Consider the following 21,239-nt stretch of genomic DNA (forward strand, 5'->3'; position numbering starts at 1 on the left):
CTGATCAACGCGCCCAGCCAACGAACCGCTCGAACAACTCGCCAGCGGCGACGGCGGGCAGCTCCGCGACCACCACCGCGTGCAGACTGCCCAAATACATATCCTGATAGGCGGCGACATCGCTGTTCAGCACCATTGGGGTGGGTTCACGATCGACGTTTTACCACCCAACGAAGATCGTCCTTCACTGACAGGTTCCAGACAAATAGGAGCACCGTCCCATGGGCTTGCGTAAATATATTGGTAACCCCAGGAACCGCCGCTTCCGGCACTGGAAGCAGCGAACCAGAAAGGAGAGTAGCCAGTGGGTAAATTGGCTCGATTGACTTCTGCGATGTTGGTAGGAGTCCTTGCAGCCCAAATGATGGCTGCCGCCGCGAAAGCTGATCCCGCGACGAGCGCGGTTGCCATCTGCTCCTACCACACGAGCGTGACGGGCGAGTTGGGCGGCTCGATCCGCGTTCCCGCCACCAGCTCTGGCTCCAGCACCTACTGCAACCTTCGGCGTGGCAACTTCACCCGCGGCGTGGCCATCCTCCAGCAAACCCTGCGTGAGATCTACGACCAGCCGATCGCCGTCGATCAGGACTTCGGTCCCGCTACCGAGCAGGCGCTGAAAAATGTCCAACGTCGATTCAAGATTACAGCCGATGGGGTGTACGGGCCACAGACGCGCGACCACCTGTGCTGGCAGACGACCCCCAATGAGGGGTGTAGCTGGTATCCGGCCGGAAAAGATGGGCCGGGCTAACACATAAGCAAGACGACTTGAGACCCGACTACAATTTGCAGACATGCCCCCTGCCAGCGTTCGCGCTGGCGAGGGGGCATTTTCTCGCTACTCGGGAGCGGAGGGTGTGGGATTCGAACCCACGAAGACATCGCTGCCTTACCGGTTTTCAAGACCAGCGCCATCGGCCACTAGGCGAACCCTCCTGGGCCGCCACCCGTGGGCGTACGGCCACGCATAGTCTGCCACGGCTCGCTCCGGTCGGCCCGGCGTCCCTCCCCGGTGCGCCGGCCAGGCGGTCTGAGGTGTCCACTGTGGGCTGGGCGGTGCGCCTGCGACACCCGGGAAGATCAGGAAGACTGAGCCCATGCGAGCCATCACGATTCCGCAGCCCGGTGGACCCGACGCGCTGGTCTGGGCCGAGGTGCCCGACCCGGAGCCGGGCCCGGACGAGGTGATCGTGGATGTGCGGGCCAGCGGAGTCAACCGCGCTGACCTGCTGCAACGGCAGGGGCATTATCCGCCGCCGCCGGGCGCGCCCGCGTACCCCGGGTTGGAATGTTCTGGGGTGATCACGGAGGTTGGCGCGGAGGTCGCCGGGTGGGCGGTCGGGCAGCAGGTCTGCGCGCTGCTGGCCGGCGGCGGGTACGCGGAGCGGGTGGCGGTCCCCGCCGGGCAGTTGCTGCCGGTGCCGGCGTGTGACCCGGTCGACGCGGCGGCGCTGCCCGAGGTGGCCTGCACAGTCTGGTCGAACCTGGTCCAGGTGGCCCGGCTCGGTGCTGGCGACACGCTGCTGGTGCACGGCGGCGGCAGCGGGATCGGCACCTTCGCCATTCAACTCGGGGCGGCCCTCGGCGTGACAGTGCTCACCACCGCGCGGGAGGCCAAGCACGACCGGCTGCGTGAGCTGGGCGCGGCACACATCATCGACTACCGGGAGCAGGACTTCGTCGAGGAGGTCCGCCGGGTCACCGACGGGCGCGGAGTGGACGTCATCCTCGACATCATGGGTGGGTCCTACCTCGGGCGGAACGTCTCCGCGTTGGCCAGCGGCGGTCGGCTCGTGGTGATCGGGATGCAGGGCGGGCGCAAGGCCGAGTTGGATCTCGGCATGCTGCTGGCCAAGCGGGCGAGCGTCACCGCGACGTCGCTACGGTCCCGTCCGCTCGCCGAGAAGGCGGAGATCGTCCAGGGCGTACGGGACGAGGTGTGGCCGTTGGTCGAGGCGGGCCGGATCCGGCCGATCGTGGACCGGCGGCTGCCGATGACCGAGGCGGCGCAGGCGCACCGGCTCGTCGAGTCGAACGACCACTTCGGCAAGGTGCTGCTCACCCGTCCGCCGGGTGGCGGGTCCGCCGTCAGTTGAGCGAGCCTGCCAGCGTCGGGTCGTCAGTCGGTCGGGGCAGCACCAGCCGGGCGCCCGGGCCCTCGCCGGCCAGCGTGTCCTCCGGGTTGTTGAGCGTGCAGCGCTGCAAGGACAGGCAGCCGCAGCCGATGCAGCCGTCCAGGTCGTCGCGGAGCTTGCTGAGCAGCCGGATCCGCTCGTCCAGCCGGCTGCGCCAGCTCGCCGACAGTCGCGCCCAGTCCTGCGGGCTGGGGGTGCGCGCCTCGGGGAGCGAGTCGAGTGCCTCCCGGATCTCGTCGAGCGAGACGCCGACCTGCTGGGAGATCCGGATGAAGGCGACCCGCCGCAGCTCGGCGCGGGCGTAGCGGCGCTGGTTGCCGCCGGTGCGGTCGGCGCGAATCAGCCCGAGCCGCTCGTAGTAGCGCAGCGCCGACGGTGCCACCCCGGAGCGGGCGGACAGCTCACCGATCGTCAATAGATCCGGCATCACCAGGTCCTTGAGTTGAAGTCCACTTCAACTCACACAGTAGTGGCATGACCACGACACTGACCACCGACAGCAGCGCCCGACTGCCCGGGCTGATCCGGCGACTGACCGGCGACGAGAAACATGCGCCGAGTGCGCACTCCACCGTCGACGTGCTCCAGGTGCTCTACGACCGGGTGCTGTGGGTCACCCCCGACACCGCAGACGACCCGGAGCGGGATCGGTTCCTGCTCTCCAAGGGCCACGGACCGGCCGCCTACTACGCGGTACTCGCCGCGCACGGCTTCATCCCGGACGCCTGGCTCGACGACCTGGCCGGGCCGGAGAGCCGGCTCGGCCACCACCCGGACCGACTCCTGGTGCCCGGGGTCGAGATCGGTTCCGGTTCCCTCGGGCACGGGCTCGGGCTGGCCGTCGGCACCGCGCTTGGCCTGCGCGCTCAGGGGCTGCGCAAACCCCGGGTGTACGTGCTGCTCGGCGACGCCGAACTGGACGAGGGATCCAACCACGAGGCGATCGCGTACGCGGGAGCGACCGGCCTGGACAGCCTCACCGCGGTCGTTGTCGACAACTCGTCGGCCAGCCACGGGTGGGCCGGTGGCATCGCCAGCCGGTTCACCGTCAACGGGTGGACCGCCGACACCGTCGACGGCCGGAACCACGAAGCCCTGTACGCGGCGCTGACCGGGCACCGACCACGACACCCGCACCTGGTGGTCGCCCGCATCGAGAGCAAGGGATGACCGACATGCGTACCGCCTTCATCGACACCACCACAGCGCTCCTCGACGAGGATCCGCGTACCGCACTGGTGCTGGCCGACATCTCGGCGAGCCAGTTCGCCTCAGCCGGCAACCGCCACCCGGACCGGGTGCTCAACGTCGGGATCCGGGAGCAACTGATGATCGGTGTGGCCGGCGGGCTCGCCCTGACCGGGCTGCGTCCGATCGCGCACTCGTACGCGACGTTCCTGGTGGACCGGGCGTACGAGCAGATCAAGTTGGATCTGGACCACCAGGGTGTGGGCGCCGTCCTGGTCAGCATCGGCGCGTCGTACGACGGGTCGGCTGAGGGCCGCACCCACCAGTCGCCCGGGGACGTGGCGCTCTTCGACTCGCTCGGTGACGGCTGGACGGTTCGGGTGCCCGGCCACCCGGACGAGGTGGCGCCACTGCTGCGCAACGCCGCGACCAGCGACGATCCGGTCTACCTGCGGCTCTCCGAGCAGCGCAACGCCGAGGCGTACCCGGACGCCACGGGGCTACTGGTGCTCCGGCGGGGCGTGACGGACGCGCCGCTCGTGGTGGCGGTCGGGCCGATGCTCGACCCCACACTGGCGGCGACCGAGGGAATGGACGTGACAGTGGCGTACACCCACACGCCCCGGCCGCTCGACACGCGCGGGCTGCGGGCGCTCACCAACACCGATGTGGTGCTGGTCGAGCCGTACCTGGCGGGAACGTCGAGCGCGCTCGTCAGCCGGGCCCTGGCGGACGTACCGCACCGGCTGCTCGCCCTCGGGGTGGGTCAGACCGACCTACGACGGTACGGCGATCCGGCGGACCACGCCCGGTGGCATGGTCTGGACGCCGACGGCCTGCGGAGGTCGATCAGCGCGTTCCTGGGGTCAGTTGGCGGCTGAGACGGCGGGGCGGCGGCGAGCGCGCTCGCGCCCGAGGATCCAGATCGCCTCGACGCCGTCCTTCCAGGTGATCTTCTTGCCCTCTTCCCGACCGCGCGCCCGGTAGCTGATCGGCACCTCGTACGGCCGGATCCGGCGACGCAGCAGCTTGCCGGTCACCTCGGCCTCCATGCCGAAGCCGCGCGAGCGCACCCCGAGCGACCGGTAGAGCGCCACCGGCATCAGCTTGAAGCAGGTCTCCAGGTCGCCGATGTACGAGTTGAACAGCACGTTCGCCGCCATCGTGACGCCCTTGTTGCCCATCACATACCAGAAGCTGTAGGCGCTGTGGCTGCCGAAGGTGCGATTGCCGTAGACCACCGTGGCGCGACCGTCGAGCACCGGGTCGAGAAGCTTGGGGATGTCCTGCGGGTCGTACTCCAGGTCGGCGTCGAGGATGACCATGTAGTCACCCTCGGCGCTGTCGACCGCCGTCTTGATGGCGGCGCCCTTGCCGGCGTTGCGCTGGTGGGTGATGACCCGCAGGCGTGCGTCGTCGGCGCGACCGAGGACCTCGCCGGTGCCATCGCGGCTGCCATCGTCGACGACTACCAATTCGATCTCACAGGGATAGTCCACCGCCAATGCCTGCTTGAGGGCATCCGCGATGCGTTCTTCCTCGTTGTAGACCGGCATGAGGATCGAGAGCTTCACGGGGATCTCCACGGTGGCGGCAACACGTCGGCCATAGCCTAGCCTGGTTGGTTTGTTTACCACGTACCGCTACCGCTGGGCAGCCGGCGCGGCGGCCTCAGATCAATGGTGTTTACTTCCGCCATGTCGGCTGCCGGCTCCCTGCTCGCGGTGGTTCCCGCCGCCGCGGTGCTCCTGCTCATCGTCGCGGCGATGCCACGTGAGGCTGGCGCGGTGGCACCGCTGCGGCTCGCCGTGGTGCGCGCCGTCCTGCTCAGCGGGGCGTACGCGGTGCTCGTCGTCGAGGTGCTCGGCGCGTCTCACGCGCTGACCCGAGGCGCGTTCACAGTCGCCTGGCTGCTCTTCCTGGTCGCGGCCGCGGCGGCGGCCGGTCTGCGCTGGCGACGGGCGACCCGCCTCGGGCAGCCGCCCGCTGCCACACCGGTGCCGGTCAGCGCCGCGCCGGCAGTCAGCACCGCACAGCGGCCGGTGCCGGTCGGCGCTGTGGTGTCCGGTGGCGGACCCGACGTGTCCGCCCCCGCCGAGAGCGATGAGCCCGCCCCCGCGCCGACCCGGGCTGGTCGGGGGGTCGCTGACCTTCGTGCCATGACTGTCGACGCGTGGCGTACGGCCCGGCCGGGTGAGCGGCTCCTCGCCGGCACTGTCGGCGGGCTGATCCTGGTGGAGCTGCTGGTCGCGCTGCTGGCCGAACCGAACAACTTCGACTCGCAGACGTACCACCTGCCGAAGGTGGAGCACTGGGTGGCCCAGGGCGACCTGGACTTTTGGCCCACCGCCATCCACCGGCAGGTGACCATCCCGCCCGGAGCCGAGTACCTGCTGCTGCACCTGCGCCTGCTCACCGGCGGGGACCACCTGCACAACCTGGTGCAGTGGGCGGCCGGAGTGGTCTGCCTCCTGGTGGCCGCACGGATCACCGCACAGCTCGGTGGCGGCCGGCGGGCCCAGTTGCTCACCGCGTTCGTGCTGGCGACCACGCCGATGGTGGTGCTCCAGGCGACCAGCACGCAGACCGACCTGATCTGCGCGGCGTGGGTGGCCTGCGCGGCGACACTGGTGCTGGACGGGCTCAGTCGACGGACCGGCTGGGGCACGCTGCTCGGGCTGGGGGCGGCCACCGGACTGACCGCGGTGACCAAGACCAGCGGCCTGATCGCTGTCGGCCCGCTGCTGGTGCTCTGGGGACTGGCCCAGTTGAGGCTGGCCCGGACCGATCAATCGGCACCGGCGGACCCGGCGACACCGGGTGGGGGTCGGCGGTCCTGGCCGGTCGGCCGGCTGGCCCGCACCGTCGGCGGTTCGGTGCTGATCCTGGTGGTCGCTGCCGTGGTGGTCGGCCCGTTCCTGGCCCGGGTGACAGCCGAGTTCGGGCACCCGCTGGGGCCACCCCGGCTGCGTGAGTCCATCCCCATGGAGCGGCACGACCCGGCGTCGATAGTGGTCAACGCACTGCGGATCGGGCACACCGCGTTCGACACGCCGCTGGCACCGCTGCGTCGGGCCGGGGCGGAGGTGATCATCAGCGGCGCCGAGGCGATCGGCGTCGACCCGCAGGACCGCGCGATCACCTTCGGGCGTGAGCTGTTCCCGGAGCCGGCCTGGTATCCGGACGAGGATCGGGTGGCGTTTCCGCTGGCCGGGGCGCTGGCGGTGATCGGGGCGGTGATCGCGCTCGCCCGCCCACGGCGGATCGCGCCCGAGCGGGCCGGGTCGCTGCGGGCGTACGCCGTGGTGGTGCTGACCGCCGTGCTGCTGCACACCGCGATGATCAAGTGGCAGCCGTGGGGAAACCGGCTACTGCTCTACGCCGTGGTGCTCGCCGTGCCCCTCGCCGGCCTGTGGCTGGACGCTCTCCTGCGCAACCGCGCGGGTGGGCGTCGCTCGATTGCCACAGTCGCGGCCGTCACCGTGCTGGCCACCTCGGCGCTGGCCGGGGTGCTCGCGCTGTCGTACGGCTTCCCGCGCCGGCTGGTCGGCGCCGGCTCGGTCTTCACCACCTCGGACTGGGACACCCGGTTCCTGCGCCGCCCCCAGTGGGCCGACGAGTTCCGCTGGGCGGCGACCGCGGTCCAGGACAGCGGTGCGCGACGGATCGGGCTGGTGCAGCAGAACGACAACTGGGAGTACCCGTGGTGGCTGCTGTTGCGGCAGCCCGACGGCCGCTCACCGGACCTGGTGGCGTTGCAGTCGGTCCTGCCGGAACGACCGCCGGCCGACCCCTCATCGGTCGACGCGATCGTCTGCACCGGCAACGAGGCGGCCTGCGCCAAACTCGTCCCGGCCGGCTGGCGGCTGGAGTTCCGCGGCTACGTCGGCTATGCCCTGCCGCCGGGCCGCTGAACCAGAGGTCCACCGCACCGCCGCCAGGCCAGTGAAGCTAGAAGCCGGCCGCACCGCCGCCGGGCCGCTGAACCAAAGCCGGCCCCGCTGCGCCGTGGCGCTGGGCGCGCGGGCCCGGATAGTCCGATCCGGGCGGTTCGGCATCCCGCGCGCAAGGATCTGAAGGGCATTCACATCTACCGATCCGCACGTTACCGTCTGGTAACTCAATCGACGTCCCGCGATTGAGCCGAAAGGAGTGCGTCGATGCCTGCAATCCCCGCCAGGCCCGGACGCGCGACCCGACGACGGGCCATCACCGTCGCCGTCGCCGCTCTCGTCCTACCGATGCTCGCCGGACCGGCCACCCCCGCCGCCGCCGCCGATCGACCAACCGTCCAACCACTCCCCGCCAACCTCGAAGCCATCCGGGCCGCCGAGGCGACCGCCCTCTACGGCAGCCCGGCGATCCGCCCGATCGAGCAACGCCGGACCGCGTTGATCACCATGGGCGACAGCGAGATCTCCGGTGAGGGGGTCGGCAACTACGTCCCGGGCACCCACCAGGACGGCAACTGGTGCGACCGCTCGTACGACCAGGCGGTCTTCCGCACCGGCATCACGTCGGACGCGCAGTACAACATCGCCTGCTCCGGTGCCACCCCCTGGAACCTGATCGCCGGCGGCCCGACCCAGCACAACGAGCTGAACCAGGGCGACCACCTGGGTATCAAGGCGCGCAACACGCACGTGAAGCTGATCTGGGTGGTGGTCGGCGCGAACGGTGACGGCACCATCCAGTTCGGTCCGGTCGCGACCGACTGCGCCGTCCGCCGGGTCTTCTTCCAGGGCGCCTGCTACCCCACCTACACCGACCAGTGGACGATCCGCACCGACGGCAGCCGGCAGGCCGTGGAGTCGGCGCTGACCGACATCCGGCGGACCATGACCAACGCCGGCTACCTACTGTCGGACTACGAACTGGTGCTGATGTCGTACCCGAGCCCCGGCAGCCCGGACGTTGAGGACAACCCGAACTTCCCCGGCTGGTACTCCGGCGGTTGTCTGCTCTACCTGGCCGACGCGGCGTTCGCCCGGAACAAGGCGGTACCGATGTTCGAGTCGGCGCTGCGCTCGGCCGCCGCGAACACCGGCACCCGCTACCTGGACGCCAGCCGGCTCTTCCACGGGCACGAGGTGTGCACCGACAACACCTCGGTCCGTGGCCTCTTCATCGAGGTCGGCATCTGGAACGAGAACGCCGCCCGGCAGTCGTTCCACCCCAACGCCCGCGGACACGGCATGTTCGCCCAGTGCATCACCCAGTTCTGGAACTCGGGGCAGACGCGGGCCAGTTGCGTCGACCCGGCCAGCACCGGCGGTGGCGTGCTCTACCCGGGTCTGTTGGAGTTCAAGCAACTGCGCAACCTGGCCACCGGCACCTGTGTCGACGGCAAGGGGTACGACTCCCGCAACGGCACCGCGCAGCAGCCGTACTCCTGCCACGGCGGGCGCAACCAGGGCTTCTGGTACGACTCGGCCCGACGGTCGCTGCACTCGGAGCTGTCCCACGACCGGTGCCTGGACGTCGCCAACAGCTCGATGACCGCCGGCACCGCTGTCAACATCTACGACTGCAACGGCACCGGCGCGCAGCAGTTCGTCTTCGTGGGCAACCAGATCAGGCCGGCGAGCACCAACAACCTCTGCGTGGCGTTCGACAACCCGCTGCTGGGCAGCTCTCGGCTGCGGTTGGCGAACTGCTCCACCAGCACCCGGCAGCAGTGGTCGTTCGAGGCCCGTACCGCCGCCAACCCGGTCGGCTACGGTCACGACGACTTCATCGGCTCCCGCGTCTACTGAGCAGGGAAGGGGCCCTGGCGTCGGCCAGGGCCCCTTCGCTCACGTGGCGCGGGGAAGGAGGACGAGGCGGGCCACACCCTTGTCGCCGTCCTTCGCGCCGGCGACGCCGACCGTCGCGCCGACAGTCACCTCGCTCGGCTGCACTGTGGCCCGCCGCTCGACGACCCGCAGATCGTCGCCGAAGGTCCAGGTCATGGTGAAGCCGTCGGTGGACTTGACGGTCATCGAGTCGCCGTCGATCGCTGTCACCTCGCCGCGCTGCACGGCGACGGTCTGCGTACCGCCGTCCTTGGTCTTCACCACCGCCTCGCCGTGCAGTGTGTTCTTGCGCAGCAGCACGCGGGCCTGGCGACGTTTGCGCCACTCCTCACCGCGCTTCTCCCGGGCCTTCTCCTGGGCGCTGGGGGACGCACCCGGCGTCGGCGTGGCCGGTGCGGCAACGGTCCGCACGTCCAGGTCGTCGGCGTCGAAGCCCATCGCGGTCAGTGCCTGACCCTCGACTCCCATGGCGGCGGCGACCTCGACGGCGACATCCCGGGCAGGCTGGCTGGCCACCTCGGCCGCGCCGCACCCGCTGACGCCGAGCGCGACCGCCGCGAGCAGTGCCGTGGTGCCGGTGGCGATACCCCAACGTGGCATGACTCTCCCTCTCGTCAGTGGAGCCCCCAGCCTTCCCGGGAACGACGAGCGGAGCGTCAGGCCGATGTTCGGGTCAGGTAAGGATCACCCGGCAGCCGGACGGTGAAGGCGGCACCGCCCTCCGGCGCGTGCCCCGCGGCGATCTCCCCGCCCAACCGGCGGACCAGCCCGGCGGCCAGCGCCAACCCCAGTCCGCTGCCCACCTTGCGCACCCCCCGGTAACGCTCGTGAAGCGCACCGCGTTCGAAGGCCACCGCCAGGTCGTCGTCGGTGAAGCCGGGCCCGCCGTCGCGAACCTCCAACACGCCGCCGTGCGCCGGGTCCGCGCCGGCCGGCCGGACCGCGAGCACCACCGGCGACCCCGGGGGTACGACCCGCAGCGCGTTCTCCAGCAGCCCGTCCAGCACCTGCCGGATCCTCCCCGGATCGGTGTACGCGGGCACCGGCTGACCGGGCGTCTCCACCCGGAACGGCACGCCCACCGCCGCGCACCGACCGGACCAGGTCGGTTCCGCGTCCACTGCCAGTTGGGTCAGGTCCACCGGCACCGGTTCCAGGGGGAAGTCGGCAGCCTCCAGCCGGGCCAGTGCCAACAGGTCGCCGATCAGACGGTCCAGGTGTTGGGCCTCGGCCAGCATCGTCCGACCGGTGTCCACCGTGTCGTCCGCGCCGAGCACCCCGTCGGCGAGCGCCTCGGCGTACCCCCGGATCGCTGTCAGCGGGGTGCGCAGCTCGTGCGAGACGGAGAGCAGGAACTCCCGCTGTCGGCCCTCGCTGGTCGCCAGCGCGGTAGCCAGACCGTTCAACGCCTCGGCCAGGTCGGCGACCTCGTCCGGCGACTCGACCGGCACCCGGACGGCGCGGTCACCCGCGCGCAGCCGGGCGGCGGCGGTGGCCGCGACCCGGATCGGCCGGGCCAGCCGACGGGCCAGCAGCAACCCGGCCACCACACCGGCGGTCAACCCGGCCAGCAGCGGTAACCAGAGACTGAGCAGCACCTGGGCCCACAGCCCGTTGGCCAGCGGACGGGAGAGCACCACCCCGTTGCCGCCGGGCAGGGCCCGGCCTTCGACCAGGGCCCGCCCACCGTTTACCGAACGGCGGGCCGACACGTTGCGGCCCTGCCCGATCCGCTGCACCACCCGGGGTGGCAGACCCGTCCGGTCGACAGCCCCACGGCGGATCAGGTACGCGTCGATGCCCTGGTCGCGCAGTTGCTGGATGAGCCGTTCCTCGTCGGCGCTGCGACCCCGGTCGAGGCGGGTCCGCAGCACCTCGGCGGCGAGTCGGGCCTGGGCGGCGAGCGCCTCCTGCTCGCTGCGCTCCGCGCCACGGATCGCCAACGGCACCGCGACGATGGCGGTGACCAGCACCGACACCAGCGCTACCGCGCAGGTGACGAGCACCGCGCGGGCGGTCAGCGTACGGCCGAGTCGGCCTCGTCGGGGTGCGGTGGGTGGGGCGGCGCCGACCACCGGTAGGGCCATTGTCGGCGACTCGACGTGCCCGGGGTGGTCAGGCATCGACCGCGTACCCGACGCCGCGATGGGTCCGGATCACACTCACCGGGCCGAGCTTCGCCCGCACCTGGGCGACGTGCACGTCCACCGTCCGGGTGCCGGCGTGCGCCGCGTAGCCCCAGACTCCGGCCAGCAGCTCCTCCCGGGTGAAGACCCGACCGGGCCGGGCCATCAGGTGGGCCAGCAGGTCGAACTCGGTGGAGGTGAGCTGCACCGGGGCACCGGCGGCGGTGACCGTGCGGCGGGCCGGGTCGAGCGTCACCGGGCCGACGACACGTGGCCGGTCCGCGCCCTCCGGGCCACCGGCGGATCGGCGCAGCACCGCCCGGACCCGGGCAACCAGCTCTCTGGGGCTGAACGGCTTGGTGACGTAGTCGTCGGCGCCCAACTCCAGCCCGACGATCCGGTCCACCTCGTCGTCCCGGGCGGTGAGGAAGATGACCGGGGTCCAGTCGCCGGCCTCGCGCAGCCGGCGGCAGATCTCGGTGCCGGGCAGACCCGGCAGCGCGATGTCCAGGACGCAGGCCACCGGGCGCAACCGGCGGGCCGCGCTCAGACCGGCGTCGCCGTCACGTTCCAGGTGGACGCCGAACCCGTCCCGGGTCAGGTAGAGCCGGACCAGGTCGGCGATGGCCGGCTCGTCCTCCACGACGAGGACGAGCCCGCGATGCGGTGGTTCGACTGTCACCGGCCCATGATTGCCGACTGGGAAGGCTCGACGCGATCGGTGTGTGTTCGAGTTCGGTAAAGGCGGAGCGACGCCGGTCGGGGTCAGCTCACCAGGACGGAGCGAACATCCCGGGCCGGGCGGCGGCCGGTGCGTCGCCGATGCTGGCGACGACCCGCGCGCCGGGCGGCCGCAGGCGGGTCCGGAACGCCTGGTTGAGCAACGCGTCGAGCTGCCAGACCTGCTTCGGGTGACTGGTCCGGATCAGGAACCGCTCACGGATCCCGTCGATAGCGGTGGCCGCCATCTCCACCGACTGCAGCCGCGGGTCCGGGCTCCAGGTGACGTTGCTCAGCTCGCGCAACTCGGTGTTGAGGTGCAGGCGCAGCCGGTGCAGGAGCCGGGTCTGCTGGGTCACCACCAGGCGGCGGTGGGTGAGTAGCAACAGGTAGTCGCCGGTGACCGGGCGGTCGGGGCGGCTGCAACGGGTGACCAGGATGGTGGCGTCACCGGAGCCGACGCAGCGCCGGAAGACCGGCATGTGCCGGCTCACCGTCTGCACGGCCAGGCCAGCCTCAGCGGCGGCCGGGAGGAACGTTCGGGAGAAGACGTCCATGACCTGCCCAACGACGTCCCCAGCAGGGTGACGTGGGTCACGCGGGATTTTTGGAAGTTCCACGCCGCCTGTCGCACTGCCTGTCCGACTTCCGACTCGGACGGATCATGGTCAGGAGTTCGGCTGAAGTGGACTGGCGGCGAACAGCTCCTCCAGCCAGCCCGGAACCGCCTCGGCGTACTCGGCGCGGGACTCCTCGTGGGTGTCCAGTGCCCGACGCCAGGAGAGCGACCGGCTCACCGGCCCCAGGGCGATCGCGAGGTCGGCCGCCTCCACGAGGGTCCGCCGGTCGTACCGGTCGGTCCACACCTCCAGGTACGCGTCGCGCAACCGCACCAGCTGGGCGTCGTCGGCGGCGAGGTTCCCGGCGTGCCCGATGGAGCGAAGGGTCACCAGCAGCGTGCCGAACGGGTGCGCCACGGAGGCGTCGCCCCAGTCGAAGTACCGGTACCCGGCCGCGCCGGCGAAGACGTTGCCGTCGTGCAGGTCGTCGTGCTGCACGGTGGCCGGAATGCCGAATTCGGCGAGCCGACGGCACCGCTCGGCGTACGACGGCACCTCCGCCCGCAGCCGGTCGTACACCTCGGGGTTGAGCCCGCCCTCGACGCCGATCAGCAGGGCCTCGTGATCGTCGAGCAGCTCGGCGAAGAGACCGGCCAGCACCTCGGGCCGATGGTCCGGTACGCCGGAGGTGACCAGCTCGTCGGCCTGCGCAGCGGTGGCCAACTGGAGGGCGGCGTACCCGGGCAGCGCCCGCTCCCAGTGCGTCAGGTCCGGGTCGCGGGCCAGCAGGTCGCGCAGTGACTCGCCGCCGTCGGGCAGCAACGACCAGCCCCGTGTCGGGTCCACCGCGATCGGGGTCAGCACCCGCTCCGGCGCGAACCGGGCCAGCGTCGCGATCAGGGCGGCCTCGTGCGTCGTGCCCGGATTGTTGGCCTTGAACCAGACCGGACCATCGTCGGTCGGCACCCGCCACACCAACGACCACGGGCGGACCCGCGGCTCCACCGACCCGGTCACTCGCCGACCCGCGCGAGTCAACTGCTCGTCGACCCAGGACCGGGCCTGCGTCTGCCACTGCTCGCCGGACCAGTCCGGGGCACGCTCGATCGTCGTCACGCTGGGCACCCTAGGCCGTCTTCCCGAACTTGGGGACCGCTTATTCCACCGCCGCCGGGCACGGCACGACGTCCCACCGGAGGCCGTGACATCTGCCGACTCCGCACCCTGGGAGATGCGCCGAGGAAGCTCAGAGCGAAATCATCGCTGCGCACAGTTATTAGTGCTCGAATCGGCTCGGGGAGTAGAGCTATGACGGGAACGCCAACCACAGCCACTCGAAACGTCGCGCGCCCCTCCGTCGCCGATCGTCCACCGCGCAACGGCGTCATCATCGCGGTCAGCGTGGCCGCCGGGGTCCTCCTGGCGGTGCTCTGGTCCTACGAGTTCGTCGACTCGGTCATCGGTGACAGCGTCGCCAGCGGGATCCTCGGTCACGATGCGAAGGCGACGGCGATCTCCGGTACCGCCGCCGGCCTGGTGTTCGCATTCGTGTCCGGCCTCGCCGGCACGTTCACCGCGTGCAACATCGCGATGCTCGCGTCCATCGGGCCGCTCGGCGCGGCAAGCTCTGCCAACGGTGACCGGCTCCGGCTGCTGCTGCGGCCGGTCGGGTACCTCACCCTTGGCATGGTCGCCGTCGCAGCGGTGTACGGGTTCGTCGGGGTCCTGCTGGGTGACCGGCTCCCCCAGCTGTCCACCGACACCGCCGGTGGGGTGCCGGTACGCATCATCCAGTCGTCGGTGGTGTTCGGCGTCATCGGACTGGCCCTCATCTATCTCGGGCTGGCCGCGATCCGGGCGGTGCCGGACGTGTTCGCCGACCGGCCGGTCGCACGGGTGATCACCCTCGGCGCGCTCATCGGCGGCTTCCTCATCGGCCGGCCGTACCCGTTGTTCAACAAGCTGTTCCACTGGGCTGTCGACAGCGGCAACCCGCTGTACGGTTCGGCCGCGTTCGTGCTGCAGTCCCTCGGCAACATCGTCGTGGTCACCGCGCTGTTCGCACTGCTGATCATGCTCACCCGCGGCCGGTTCATCGGCTGGCTCGCCGCCGACGTACGACGCAGCATGGTGATCAGCGGCGCGCTGCTCATCGCCCTGGGCGTCTTCACAGTCGTGTACTGGGACGTCCGGGTGCCCTCGATCTTCGGCTTCGGCTGGTTCCCCACCATGTTCTACAACAACTGACGCCGGTCCTGCCGCTGCGGAAGAAGGGCACGTTCGAAGATGTTCCGGCGCGCTGGATGCTCGAAGCTGTTCGTGTGACTGGCGCGGCAGATCAGGACCGGTGGAGTGTGGCCAACACGGCACTGCGAACGGCCACCGACCGGTTCACCGATCTGGTGGCCGCCGCGCCCTCACCCACAGTCATGGCGACTGCCGACTGGACAGTGGCCGACACCCTCGCGCACGTGGTGTCGATCGCGGTGCTGTACGTGTCGAGGCTGGAGGGCACCGAGGTCCCCATCCGGGTGCCAGGGCTGGAGGACATGCTGGCCAGCACGAATGTGGACACGGTCGCCGACGTCAACACCCAGGTGCTCGCCCACTTCACCGAGCGCGACCCGGAGGTGCTGCTGACGCAGCTGAACAACCTGGTCGGCCGCCTCCTGACGACGTCGGCCGATCCGCGCTCGACGGTGAGTTGGCTGGGCAACGCGCGGGTGACGGTCGCCGGCCTGTTCGCCCATCTGACAAACGAGCTGCTCGTGCACGGCTGGGACGTCGCGCGGGCGCTCCGCCGGGCGTGGCCGATGCCGGACGAGCACGCCGCGCTCTACTGGGACCTGTTCATGTTCGACATGCTGCGCGACACGTACGGGGTGCTGCTCAACACCGACCTGCCGATGCCCCGGCACCACGTGTCGGTGCAGTTCCGCTCGCGGTACGCGCCGACGACGACGCTGACCCTGGGCGACCGCCGGGTGTGGATCGCGCCACCCGACGCCCCGTTCGACGCGAGCGTGACGTTCCGCCCCGCCCGGTTCAACCTGATGATGTTCGGCCGGATCAGCATCGCGCAGGCGGTGCTGCGGCGCGACGTCGTCATCGGCGGGCCGAGGCCGTGGCGGCTGCCCGCGTTCCTCCGGGTCGTGCACATGCCCAACGGACGGCTCGCGCCCCCACCAGCATCCGGGGCCCACCAGACGTGAGCGCCGCCCGGACCGGCGGGCGGCGGTGTCCTCAGATCAGCTCGACGATGGTGGCGTTGGCCATCCCGCCGCCCTCGCACATGGTCTGCAGGCCGTAGCGGATGCCGTTGTCCCGCATGTGCTGAAGCATTGTGGTCATGATCCGGGCACCGGAGCCGCCGAGCGGGTGGCCGAGGGCGATCGCCCCGCCGCGCGGGTTGAGCCGCTCCGGGTCCGCCTCGGTCTCCGCCAGCCAGGCCAGCGGCACCGGGGCGAACGCCTCGTTCACCTCGTACACGCCGATCTCCTCGATGCCCAGCCCCGCACGGCGCAGCGCCTTCGCTGTGGCCGGGATGGGCGCGGTGAGCATGGCGACCGGATCGTCGGCGGCGACCACTGCGGTGTGGATCCGGGCCAGCGGGCGCAGGCCGTGCCGGCTGGCCCAGTCGGAGGTGGTCACCGCGAGGGCTGCGGCGCCGTCGGAGATCTGGGACGCGGACCCGGCGGTCACCACGCCGTCGGCGCGGAACGGGGTGGCCAGCTCACCCAGCTTTTCCAGGGAGGTCTCCCGGCGGATGCCCTCGTCGGCGGCGAACTTGCCACCGTCGGCGAGCGGCACCGCTGTCAGCTCCGGGTCGAACGCGCCGGCGTCCTGCGCGGCGGCCGCCTTCTCGTGGCTGGCCAGCGCGAACTCGTCCAGTTGGGTACGCGAGAGGCGCCACCGTTGGGCGATCAGCTCGGCCCCGACCCCCTGGTTGAACGGCAGCGGCGCGTCGTCGGCGAAGCCCTCGACGCCCCGGTAACGGGCGCGAAGCTGGTCACTGAACGGCATGCCGCCGGCCACGCTGGAACCCATCGGCACCCTCGTCATCGACTCGACGCCGCCGGCGACCACCAGGTCGGCCTGACCGGAGAGCACCGTCGCGGCGGCGAAGTGCAGGGCCTGCTGGCTGGAGCCGCACTGCCGGTCCAGGGTCGTGCCCGGCACCGTCTCCGGCCAGCCGGCGGCGAGCACGCCGTTGCGGGCGATGTTCCACGACTGCTCGCCGACCTGGGACACACAGCCCCAGAAGACGTCGTCGACCTGGGCCGGGTCGAGCCCGGTGCGCTCGGCGAGGGAGCGCAGCACGTGCGCCGAGAGGTCGACCGGGTGGACGCTGGCGAGGCTGCCCTTGCGCCGCCCGACCGGGGTACGTACCGCGCCGACGATGACCGCGTCACTCATGTTTACTCCCCGGTAACTTGGGCTGCCCCGATCCTACGTCGTCGATCGACCGGTCGTCGGGCCACACCCGCACGAGGTGCCGGAATCCGACGTCCGCTGGCATGCTGGGCGGGTGAATGAGACCTCCCCGGCACAGCAGTGGCGGGTGCCATCGAGCCTGCCGGCGGCGAAGCTGGCTGGCGCCGTCCTGCTCGTCGCGCTCGGGCTGCTCTTCGCCGACGGCGACCCGGTCCGCCTGGCACTGGCCGTCCTGGCTGCCGCCGCGCTGGCCGGCTGGTCGGTACGTGACCTGGTCGCGCCGGTCCGATTGGCGGTGGACCCGGCCGGGCTCACCGTCATCCACGGCTTCGCCAGCCGACGGCTGCTGCCCTGGTCGGCGGTCGAGGCGATCGCCGTCGACCGGCGGCCCCGGCTGGGGCTGACCAGCGAGACCCTGGAGATCGACGCGGGCAACTCGCTGCATCTGTTCGGCCGGTACGACCTGGGGGCCACCCCGGAAGAGGTGGCCTCCGTCCTGCGCGCCGCCCGCCCTGTCAGGTGAGCAGCGCGGCGGTCCGGAAGAGCACCAGCGCGAGCAGGATCAGCAGGATCAGTGCCCCACCGGTGACCTGCACCAGCGTCCGCCGACCGCGCGGCGCGTACGCGAGCACCAACGCCATCAGCGCGCCGACCACGAGCCCGCCCAGGTGCCCGGGGATCGAGATGCCCGGCACGGCCAGCGTGAACACCAGGTTGATCACCAGGATCGGGATGATCCGGGAAATGTCCCGGCCCAACCTGCGCTCGATGATGATCAGCGCGGCGAAGAGACCGAACACGGCGGTCGACGCGCCGACGGTGGCCGCCCGCGGGCTGCTGAACAGGTAGGCGGCCACGTTGCCGCCGAGGCCGGCGATCAGGTAGAGCGCGGCGAACCGCACCCGCCCGAGGTTGGCCTCCAACGACCGGCCGAGCACCCACAGCGCCCACATGTTGAGCAGCAGGTGGAGCACGCCGTAGTGCAGGAACATCGCCGTGACCAGCCGGTACCACTGGCCCTCGGCGATCCCGCCGAGCGTGTAGTCGGAGAGGTAGGCCCGGCCGAGCACCGCACCCCACTCGGTCAGCGGCGTGCTGCCACCCATCAGGCCGCCGAAGCCGGAGCCGCCCACCGCCGCGTCCCCGCCCCGTGCGGAGGCGATGGACACCAGCAGGAACAGCACGTTCACGGCGATCAGCGCCTTTGTGACATAGCCGTGCCGGCCGGCCGTACCGCCGCCGAAGGCGGTACGCGCCGGCCGGACACTGCGACGCCCCTCGTTGACGCATTCCGGGCACTGGTGCCCGACCGCGGCATCCCGCATGCAGTCCGGGCAGATCGGCCGGTCACAGCGGGAGCACCGGACGTAGGTCTCCCGGCCGGGGTGCCGGTAGCAGACCGGGGTGGTCGGCGGAGACTCGCTCACCGGGCCGACCCTCCGTCCAACACCACACGGTCTGCTGGCACCGGCCGTGCTCCGGAGCGCTCAATCATGCGAGCAAAGGTACCTCGCCAGTCGCTCAGGAAGCGGACCGCTCGATCTCGACCCGCTCGATGACGACGTCCTGGAGCGGACGGTCGCTCGGACCGGTCGGGGTGCTCGCGATCGAATCCACGATCTTCACCGACTGCTCGTCGGCGACCTGGCCGAAGATGGTGTGCCGGTTGTTGAGGTGCGGCGTCTGGGACACCGTGATGAAGAACTGCGAACCGTTGGTGCCCGGTCCGGCGTTCGCCATCGCCAGCAGGTACGGACGGTCGAACCGCAGCTCCGGGTGGAACTCGTCGGCGAACTTGTAGCCCGGTCCGCCCCGGCCGGTGCCGGTCGGGTCGCCCATCTGGACCATGAAACCGCTGATCACCCGGTGCGAGATGGTGCCGTCGTAGTACGGACCACTGCCCGGCTGACCGGTGCGCGGGTCGGTGTACTCACGGTTGCCCTCGGCCAGGTCGACGAAGTTGCGGACGGTCTTCGGCGCGTGGTTGGGGAAGAGCTCCAGCCGGATCGGGCCAGCGTTGGTGTGCAGGGTGGCGTAGATAGCCTCGGCCACGGGTACTCCTCACTCGTTGGTCAGTTCCATGCGGATCCTCCCATGTGCCCGATCTGGCATCGCGGAGGCATCCGAAGGTGGAGGATGACGAAGGAACAACTCCCAGGAGGTAGGACCGTGTTTGGATTCGGGCGGCGTAAGTCCCAGGGGCAGCTGGCAAAGGCCGAGCTGAACCAGAGCATCAGCCACCTGATGCTGGCAGCCAACCACGCCGCGAAGGGCGCCGGCGCGACCGTCGGCCCGCGGGTCCAGGTGGCCCGGGGTTACGTCGCACCGACCGCCGCGAAGGTACGCGACCGCGCGTCGACCGGCTGGGGGACGACTCTCACCACGCTGGCACCGCTGGCGGCGGCTGCTCGTGACGGCGCCGCGCAGGCAGGGCCGCTGACCAGGAAGGCCAAGTCGAAGACCATGCGGATCACCGGTAAGAAGAAGCAGCCGCGTCGTCGCGGCTCGATGATGACCGGCCTGTTGGCGGCGGGTGCCATCGTCGGCGTGGCCGGCGCGGTCGCGCTGCGTCGCCGCCGGGAGCAGCAGGAGTGGGCCGAGTACGACCCGACCCGCAGCACCCTGGAGCCGATGCGCGACGAAGTCGACTCGATCGAGGTACGTACGCCCTCCGCCGCCCGCGGGTCCGACGGGTCCGCCATGTCCGGCGCGGCGATGACCGGCGCGGGCAGCTCGGCGGTGGCCGGCGGCTCCAGCGCCAGCACCACCGCCCCGGCCAAGCAGACCGGTGTCCGCCCGACCGACAAGGTCCCGTCGGTCGCCGAGGGCGCCACCGACGTCTCCGGTCGTCCGACCGACGATCTCACCAAGGCGCTGGGCAAGGACACGGCCCGCACCAACGGCCGCCGCTGACGTCAACAGCAGCGCATCGGGCGCCGGCGAGTGGGTGGACCCACTCGTCGGCGCTTCCGTGTGAGCGGCGCTACCGCGAGATCAGAGCCAGCCGTTGCGGCGGAACCAGCGGTAGAGGGCCAGCGAGACGCCGAGCATGAGGGCCAACACCACCGGATAGCCGTAGGTCATCTTCAGCTCGGGCATGTTGTCGAAGTTCATCCCGTAGATGCCGGCGATGGCGGTCCAGACCGCGGCGATACCGGCCCAGGCAGCGATCTTGCGCATGTCGTTGTTCTGGTCGACGGTGACCTGGGCCAGCCGCGCCTGGAGGATCGAGTTCAGCAGGTCGTCGTAGGAGTTCACCTGCTCCACGGTGCGGCTCAGGTGGTCCTGTACGTCCCGGAAGTACTTGCGGATCTCCTTTGGCACGTCCCGGTTGACCTGGGAGGTCAGCGTCATCAGCGGCCGTTGCAACGGCACCACCGCCCGCTTGAACTCCACCAGTTCCCGCTTCATCTGGTAGATCCGCTGGATCCGCCCGTGGCCGTGGCGGTCGAAGACCTCGGCCTCCAGCATGTCCAGGTCGTCCTCGATCTGGTCGGCCACCTCCAGATAGAGGTCGACCACCCGGTCCGTCACCCCGTACGCCACCGCCCACGGGCCGTGCAACAGCAACTCCTGCTTGGTCTCCAGGTCGGCGCGGATCGGGGCGAGCCGGCAGGCATCCCCGTGCCGGACACTGATCACGAAGTTCGGGCCGATGAAGAGCATCACCTGCCCGGTCTCCACCACCTCGGAGTTCTCGGTCAGCTCGGTGTGCTCGCAGTAGCGAGCGGTGCGCAGCACCAGGAAGACGACGTCGCCGAACCGCTCCAGCTTGGGGCGCTGCTCGGCCTTGACGGCGTCCTCGACGGCCAGCTCGTGCAGGCCGTAGGTCTCCGCGATGGCGGTCATCTCGGCCAGCTCCGGCTGGTGCAGGCCGATCCAGACGAAGCCGTGCTCCTCACGGCGGGCAGCGGCCAACGCCTCCGCGTAGGTCCAGTCGCCGGGCTGCCGCTTGCCGTCGACGTACAGCGCGCAGTCGACCACCGCGCTGCGACCGGTGCCCGTGCCGGTCGGGGCCGCAACGGGCGGCGAGCCGTCGGCGTTGAGGATCCGGGTCATCGCCCGGACCGGGGAGGGCCACGCCCGAGGTCGTAGCACCCGACCGGTGGTCGACGGTGCCGTCCGGTCCCGCTCTGTCCGATCCGTCATCGCGTCACCTCCCGCGCTCGGCTGCGGCTTGCAGGCTACGCCGATCGCGGTCGAGGACCGGTGTGACGGCGGTCGCCTGAGGGCGGCGCCGGGCGGGCCGGGCCGCATCGGGGGGTGTGCGGGGGAACGACA

Annotated in this window: 22 protein-coding genes and 1 tRNA gene; 10 read left to right on the top strand and 13 right to left on the bottom strand. The window is 70.9% G+C overall.

Annotated features, from left to right (window positions below; translation table 11 throughout):
- Window positions 1–4 precede the first annotated feature (4 nt).
- Window positions 5–136: a hypothetical protein gene (locus tag OHB44_RS00225; RefSeq protein WP_330439307.1), complete on the bottom strand. Its 132-nt coding sequence runs from the start codon at window positions 134–136 to the stop codon at window positions 5–7.
- 168 nt (window positions 137–304) lie between these two features.
- On the opposite strand from OHB44_RS00225, the gene OHB44_RS00230 reads away from it, so the two are divergent.
- Window positions 305–751: a peptidoglycan-binding domain-containing protein gene (locus OHB44_RS00230; protein ID WP_330439308.1), complete on the top strand. Its 447-nt coding sequence runs from the start codon at window positions 305–307 to the stop codon at window positions 749–751.
- 98 nt (window positions 752–849) lie between these two features.
- Here the strand turns inward: OHB44_RS00230 and OHB44_RS00235 are convergent.
- A tRNA-Ser gene (locus tag OHB44_RS00235) sits at window positions 850–936 on the bottom strand.
- A gap of 161 nt (window positions 937–1,097) precedes the next feature.
- Between OHB44_RS00235 and OHB44_RS00240 the strand changes: the two genes are divergently transcribed.
- Window positions 1,098–2,096 carry an NAD(P)H-quinone oxidoreductase gene (locus OHB44_RS00240; RefSeq protein WP_330439309.1) on the top strand — a complete coding sequence of 333 codons (999 nt, stop codon included), beginning with the start codon at window positions 1,098–1,100 and terminating at the stop codon, window positions 2,094–2,096.
- Here the strand turns inward: OHB44_RS00240 and soxR are convergent.
- Window positions 2,089–2,562 (bottom strand): redox-sensitive transcriptional activator SoxR, encoded by a 474-nt coding sequence (soxR, locus tag OHB44_RS00245; protein ID WP_238687525.1) that lies wholly within the window; start codon window positions 2,560–2,562, stop codon window positions 2,089–2,091. The genes OHB44_RS00240 and soxR overlap by 8 nt on opposite strands.
- Window positions 2,563–2,609: 47 nt before the next feature.
- On the opposite strand from soxR, the gene OHB44_RS00250 reads away from it, so the two are divergent.
- Window positions 2,610–3,305: a transketolase gene (locus OHB44_RS00250; protein ID WP_330439310.1), complete on the top strand. Its 696-nt coding sequence runs from the start codon at window positions 2,610–2,612 to the stop codon at window positions 3,303–3,305.
- A gap of 5 nt (window positions 3,306–3,310) precedes the next feature.
- The gene (locus OHB44_RS00255; protein ID WP_330439311.1) at window positions 3,311–4,204 is read left to right on the top strand and encodes a transketolase family protein; all 894 of its coding nucleotides are present in this window, start codon (window positions 3,311–3,313) and stop codon (window positions 4,202–4,204) included.
- Here the strand turns inward: OHB44_RS00255 and OHB44_RS00260 are convergent.
- Window positions 4,190–4,897: a glycosyltransferase family 2 protein gene (locus OHB44_RS00260; protein WP_091397575.1), complete on the bottom strand. Its 708-nt coding sequence runs from the start codon at window positions 4,895–4,897 to the stop codon at window positions 4,190–4,192. The two genes, OHB44_RS00255 and OHB44_RS00260, sit on opposite strands and share 15 nt — an antisense overlap.
- 123 nt (window positions 4,898–5,020) lie before the next feature.
- Here OHB44_RS00260 and OHB44_RS00265 point away from each other — a divergent pair, with 123 nt between their 5' ends.
- Both OHB44_RS00265 and OHB44_RS00270 read left to right on the top strand, forming a co-directional pair.
- Entirely contained in the window at window positions 5,021–7,237 is a 2,217-nt protein-coding gene (locus tag OHB44_RS00265) for a glycosyltransferase family 39 protein (RefSeq protein ID WP_330439312.1), read from the top strand.
- A gap of 246 nt (window positions 7,238–7,483) precedes the next feature.
- Window positions 7,484–9,079, top strand: a complete 1,596-nt coding sequence (locus OHB44_RS00270; RefSeq protein WP_330439313.1) for a ricin-type beta-trefoil lectin domain protein — start codon at window positions 7,484–7,486, stop codon at window positions 9,077–9,079.
- 39 nt (window positions 9,080–9,118) lie between these two features.
- Here OHB44_RS00270 and OHB44_RS00275 read toward each other — a convergent pair whose 3' ends face one another.
- The 5 genes from OHB44_RS00275 to OHB44_RS00295 form a co-directional block, all read right to left on the bottom strand.
- Window positions 9,119–9,718 carry a hypothetical protein gene (locus OHB44_RS00275; protein WP_266304151.1) on the bottom strand — a complete coding sequence of 200 codons (600 nt, stop codon included), beginning with the start codon at window positions 9,716–9,718 and terminating at the stop codon, window positions 9,119–9,121.
- A gap of 56 nt (window positions 9,719–9,774) precedes the next feature.
- The gene (locus OHB44_RS00280) at window positions 9,775–11,241 is read right to left on the bottom strand and encodes a HAMP domain-containing sensor histidine kinase (RefSeq protein WP_330439314.1); all 1,467 of its coding nucleotides are present in this window, start codon (window positions 11,239–11,241) and stop codon (window positions 9,775–9,777) included.
- The gene (locus OHB44_RS00285) at window positions 11,234–11,926 is read right to left on the bottom strand and encodes a response regulator transcription factor (protein ID WP_330439315.1); all 693 of its coding nucleotides are present in this window, start codon (window positions 11,924–11,926) and stop codon (window positions 11,234–11,236) included. Before OHB44_RS00285 ends, OHB44_RS00280 begins: the two co-directional genes overlap by 8 nt.
- Before the next feature lie 88 nt (window positions 11,927–12,014).
- Complete coding sequence (locus OHB44_RS00290) at window positions 12,015–12,521, bottom strand: hypothetical protein (protein ID WP_112675276.1); 507 nt, start codon at window positions 12,519–12,521, stop codon at window positions 12,015–12,017.
- 111 nt (window positions 12,522–12,632) lie between these two features.
- Complete coding sequence (locus OHB44_RS00295; protein ID WP_330439318.1) at window positions 12,633–13,640, bottom strand: aminoglycoside phosphotransferase family protein; 1,008 nt, start codon at window positions 13,638–13,640, stop codon at window positions 12,633–12,635.
- A 192-nt stretch (window positions 13,641–13,832) separates the two neighbouring features.
- Between OHB44_RS00295 and OHB44_RS00300 the strand changes: the two genes are divergently transcribed.
- Together OHB44_RS00300 and OHB44_RS00305 are read left to right on the top strand one after the other, a co-directional pair.
- Window positions 13,833–14,771 (top strand): hypothetical protein, encoded by a 939-nt coding sequence (locus OHB44_RS00300; RefSeq protein ID WP_238687535.1) that lies wholly within the window; start codon window positions 13,833–13,835, stop codon window positions 14,769–14,771.
- A 74-nt stretch (window positions 14,772–14,845) separates the two neighbouring features.
- Window positions 14,846–15,736 (top strand): maleylpyruvate isomerase N-terminal domain-containing protein, encoded by an 891-nt coding sequence (locus OHB44_RS00305; RefSeq protein WP_330439319.1) that lies wholly within the window; start codon window positions 14,846–14,848, stop codon window positions 15,734–15,736.
- Window positions 15,737–15,767: 31 nt separating this feature from the next.
- Here OHB44_RS00305 and OHB44_RS00310 read toward each other — a convergent pair whose 3' ends face one another.
- Window positions 15,768–16,940 (bottom strand): thiolase family protein, encoded by a 1,173-nt coding sequence (locus tag OHB44_RS00310; protein WP_238687537.1) that lies wholly within the window; start codon window positions 16,938–16,940, stop codon window positions 15,768–15,770.
- Between the two features lie 112 nt (window positions 16,941–17,052).
- Here OHB44_RS00310 and OHB44_RS00315 point away from each other — a divergent pair, with 112 nt between their 5' ends.
- Window positions 17,053–17,481, top strand: coding sequence for a PH domain-containing protein (locus OHB44_RS00315; RefSeq protein ID WP_238687538.1), 429 nt, complete (start codon window positions 17,053–17,055; stop codon window positions 17,479–17,481).
- On the opposite strand, the gene OHB44_RS00320 is transcribed toward OHB44_RS00315, so the two are convergent.
- Both OHB44_RS00320 and OHB44_RS00325 read right to left on the bottom strand, forming a co-directional pair.
- Complete coding sequence (locus OHB44_RS00320; protein ID WP_238687539.1) at window positions 17,474–18,385, bottom strand: rhomboid family intramembrane serine protease; 912 nt, start codon at window positions 18,383–18,385, stop codon at window positions 17,474–17,476. The two genes, OHB44_RS00315 and OHB44_RS00320, sit on opposite strands and share 8 nt — an antisense overlap.
- A gap of 94 nt (window positions 18,386–18,479) precedes the next feature.
- Window positions 18,480–19,010 (bottom strand): peptidylprolyl isomerase, encoded by a 531-nt coding sequence (locus OHB44_RS00325; protein WP_238687540.1) that lies wholly within the window; start codon window positions 19,008–19,010, stop codon window positions 18,480–18,482.
- An 84-nt stretch (window positions 19,011–19,094) separates the two neighbouring features.
- On the opposite strand from OHB44_RS00325, the gene OHB44_RS00330 reads away from it, so the two are divergent.
- Window positions 19,095–19,871, top strand: a complete 777-nt coding sequence (locus OHB44_RS00330) for a hypothetical protein (protein ID WP_330439320.1) — start codon at window positions 19,095–19,097, stop codon at window positions 19,869–19,871.
- Between the two features lie 81 nt (window positions 19,872–19,952).
- Here the strand turns inward: OHB44_RS00330 and corA are convergent, their stop codons facing one another.
- Window positions 19,953–21,107 carry a magnesium/cobalt transporter CorA gene (corA, locus tag OHB44_RS00335; protein ID WP_330439321.1) on the bottom strand — a complete coding sequence of 385 codons (1,155 nt, stop codon included), beginning with the start codon at window positions 21,105–21,107 and terminating at the stop codon, window positions 19,953–19,955.
- Between the last annotated feature and the right edge of the window lie 132 nt (window positions 21,108–21,239).

Source organism: Micromonospora sp. NBC_00821 (genome assembly GCF_036347035.1).
Taxonomy (GTDB): Bacteria; Actinomycetota; Actinomycetes; order Mycobacteriales; family Micromonosporaceae; genus Micromonospora; species Micromonospora hortensis.

What these genes read in the sequence shown, in the direction of transcription:
- OHB44_RS00225 (WP_330439307.1), bottom strand. Translation starts at nt 136, where the DNA reads ATGGTGCTGAACAGCGATGTCGCCGCCTATCAGGATATGTATTTGGGC.
- OHB44_RS00240 (WP_330439309.1), top strand. Translation starts at nt 1,098, where the DNA reads ATGCGAGCCATCACGATTCCGCAGCCCGGTGGACCCGACGCGCTGGTC.
- soxR (WP_238687525.1), bottom strand. Translation starts at nt 2,562, where the DNA reads ATGCCGGATCTATTGACGATCGGTGAGCTGTCCGCCCGCTCCGGGGTG.
- OHB44_RS00250 (WP_330439310.1), top strand. Translation starts at nt 2,610, where the DNA reads ATGACCACGACACTGACCACCGACAGCAGCGCCCGACTGCCCGGGCTG.
- OHB44_RS00255 (WP_330439311.1), top strand. Translation starts at nt 3,311, where the DNA reads ATGCGTACCGCCTTCATCGACACCACCACAGCGCTCCTCGACGAGGAT.
- OHB44_RS00265 (WP_330439312.1), top strand. Translation starts at nt 5,021, where the DNA reads ATGTCGGCTGCCGGCTCCCTGCTCGCGGTGGTTCCCGCCGCCGCGGTG.
- OHB44_RS00270 (WP_330439313.1), top strand. Translation starts at nt 7,484, where the DNA reads ATGCCTGCAATCCCCGCCAGGCCCGGACGCGCGACCCGACGACGGGCC.
- OHB44_RS00275 (WP_266304151.1), bottom strand. Translation starts at nt 9,718, where the DNA reads ATGCCACGTTGGGGTATCGCCACCGGCACCACGGCACTGCTCGCGGCG.
- OHB44_RS00280 (WP_330439314.1), bottom strand. Translation starts at nt 11,241, where the DNA reads ATGCCTGACCACCCCGGGCACGTCGAGTCGCCGACAATGGCCCTACCG.
- OHB44_RS00290 (WP_112675276.1), bottom strand. Translation starts at nt 12,521, where the DNA reads ATGGACGTCTTCTCCCGAACGTTCCTCCCGGCCGCCGCTGAGGCTGGC.
- OHB44_RS00300 (WP_238687535.1), top strand. Translation starts at nt 13,833, where the DNA reads ATGACGGGAACGCCAACCACAGCCACTCGAAACGTCGCGCGCCCCTCC.
- OHB44_RS00310 (WP_238687537.1), bottom strand. Translation starts at nt 16,940, where the DNA reads ATGAGTGACGCGGTCATCGTCGGCGCGGTACGTACCCCGGTCGGGCGG.
- OHB44_RS00330 (WP_330439320.1), top strand. Translation starts at nt 19,095, where the DNA reads ATGACGAAGGAACAACTCCCAGGAGGTAGGACCGTGTTTGGATTCGGG.
- corA (WP_330439321.1), bottom strand. Translation starts at nt 21,107, where the DNA reads ATGACGGATCGGACAGAGCGGGACCGGACGGCACCGTCGACCACCGGT.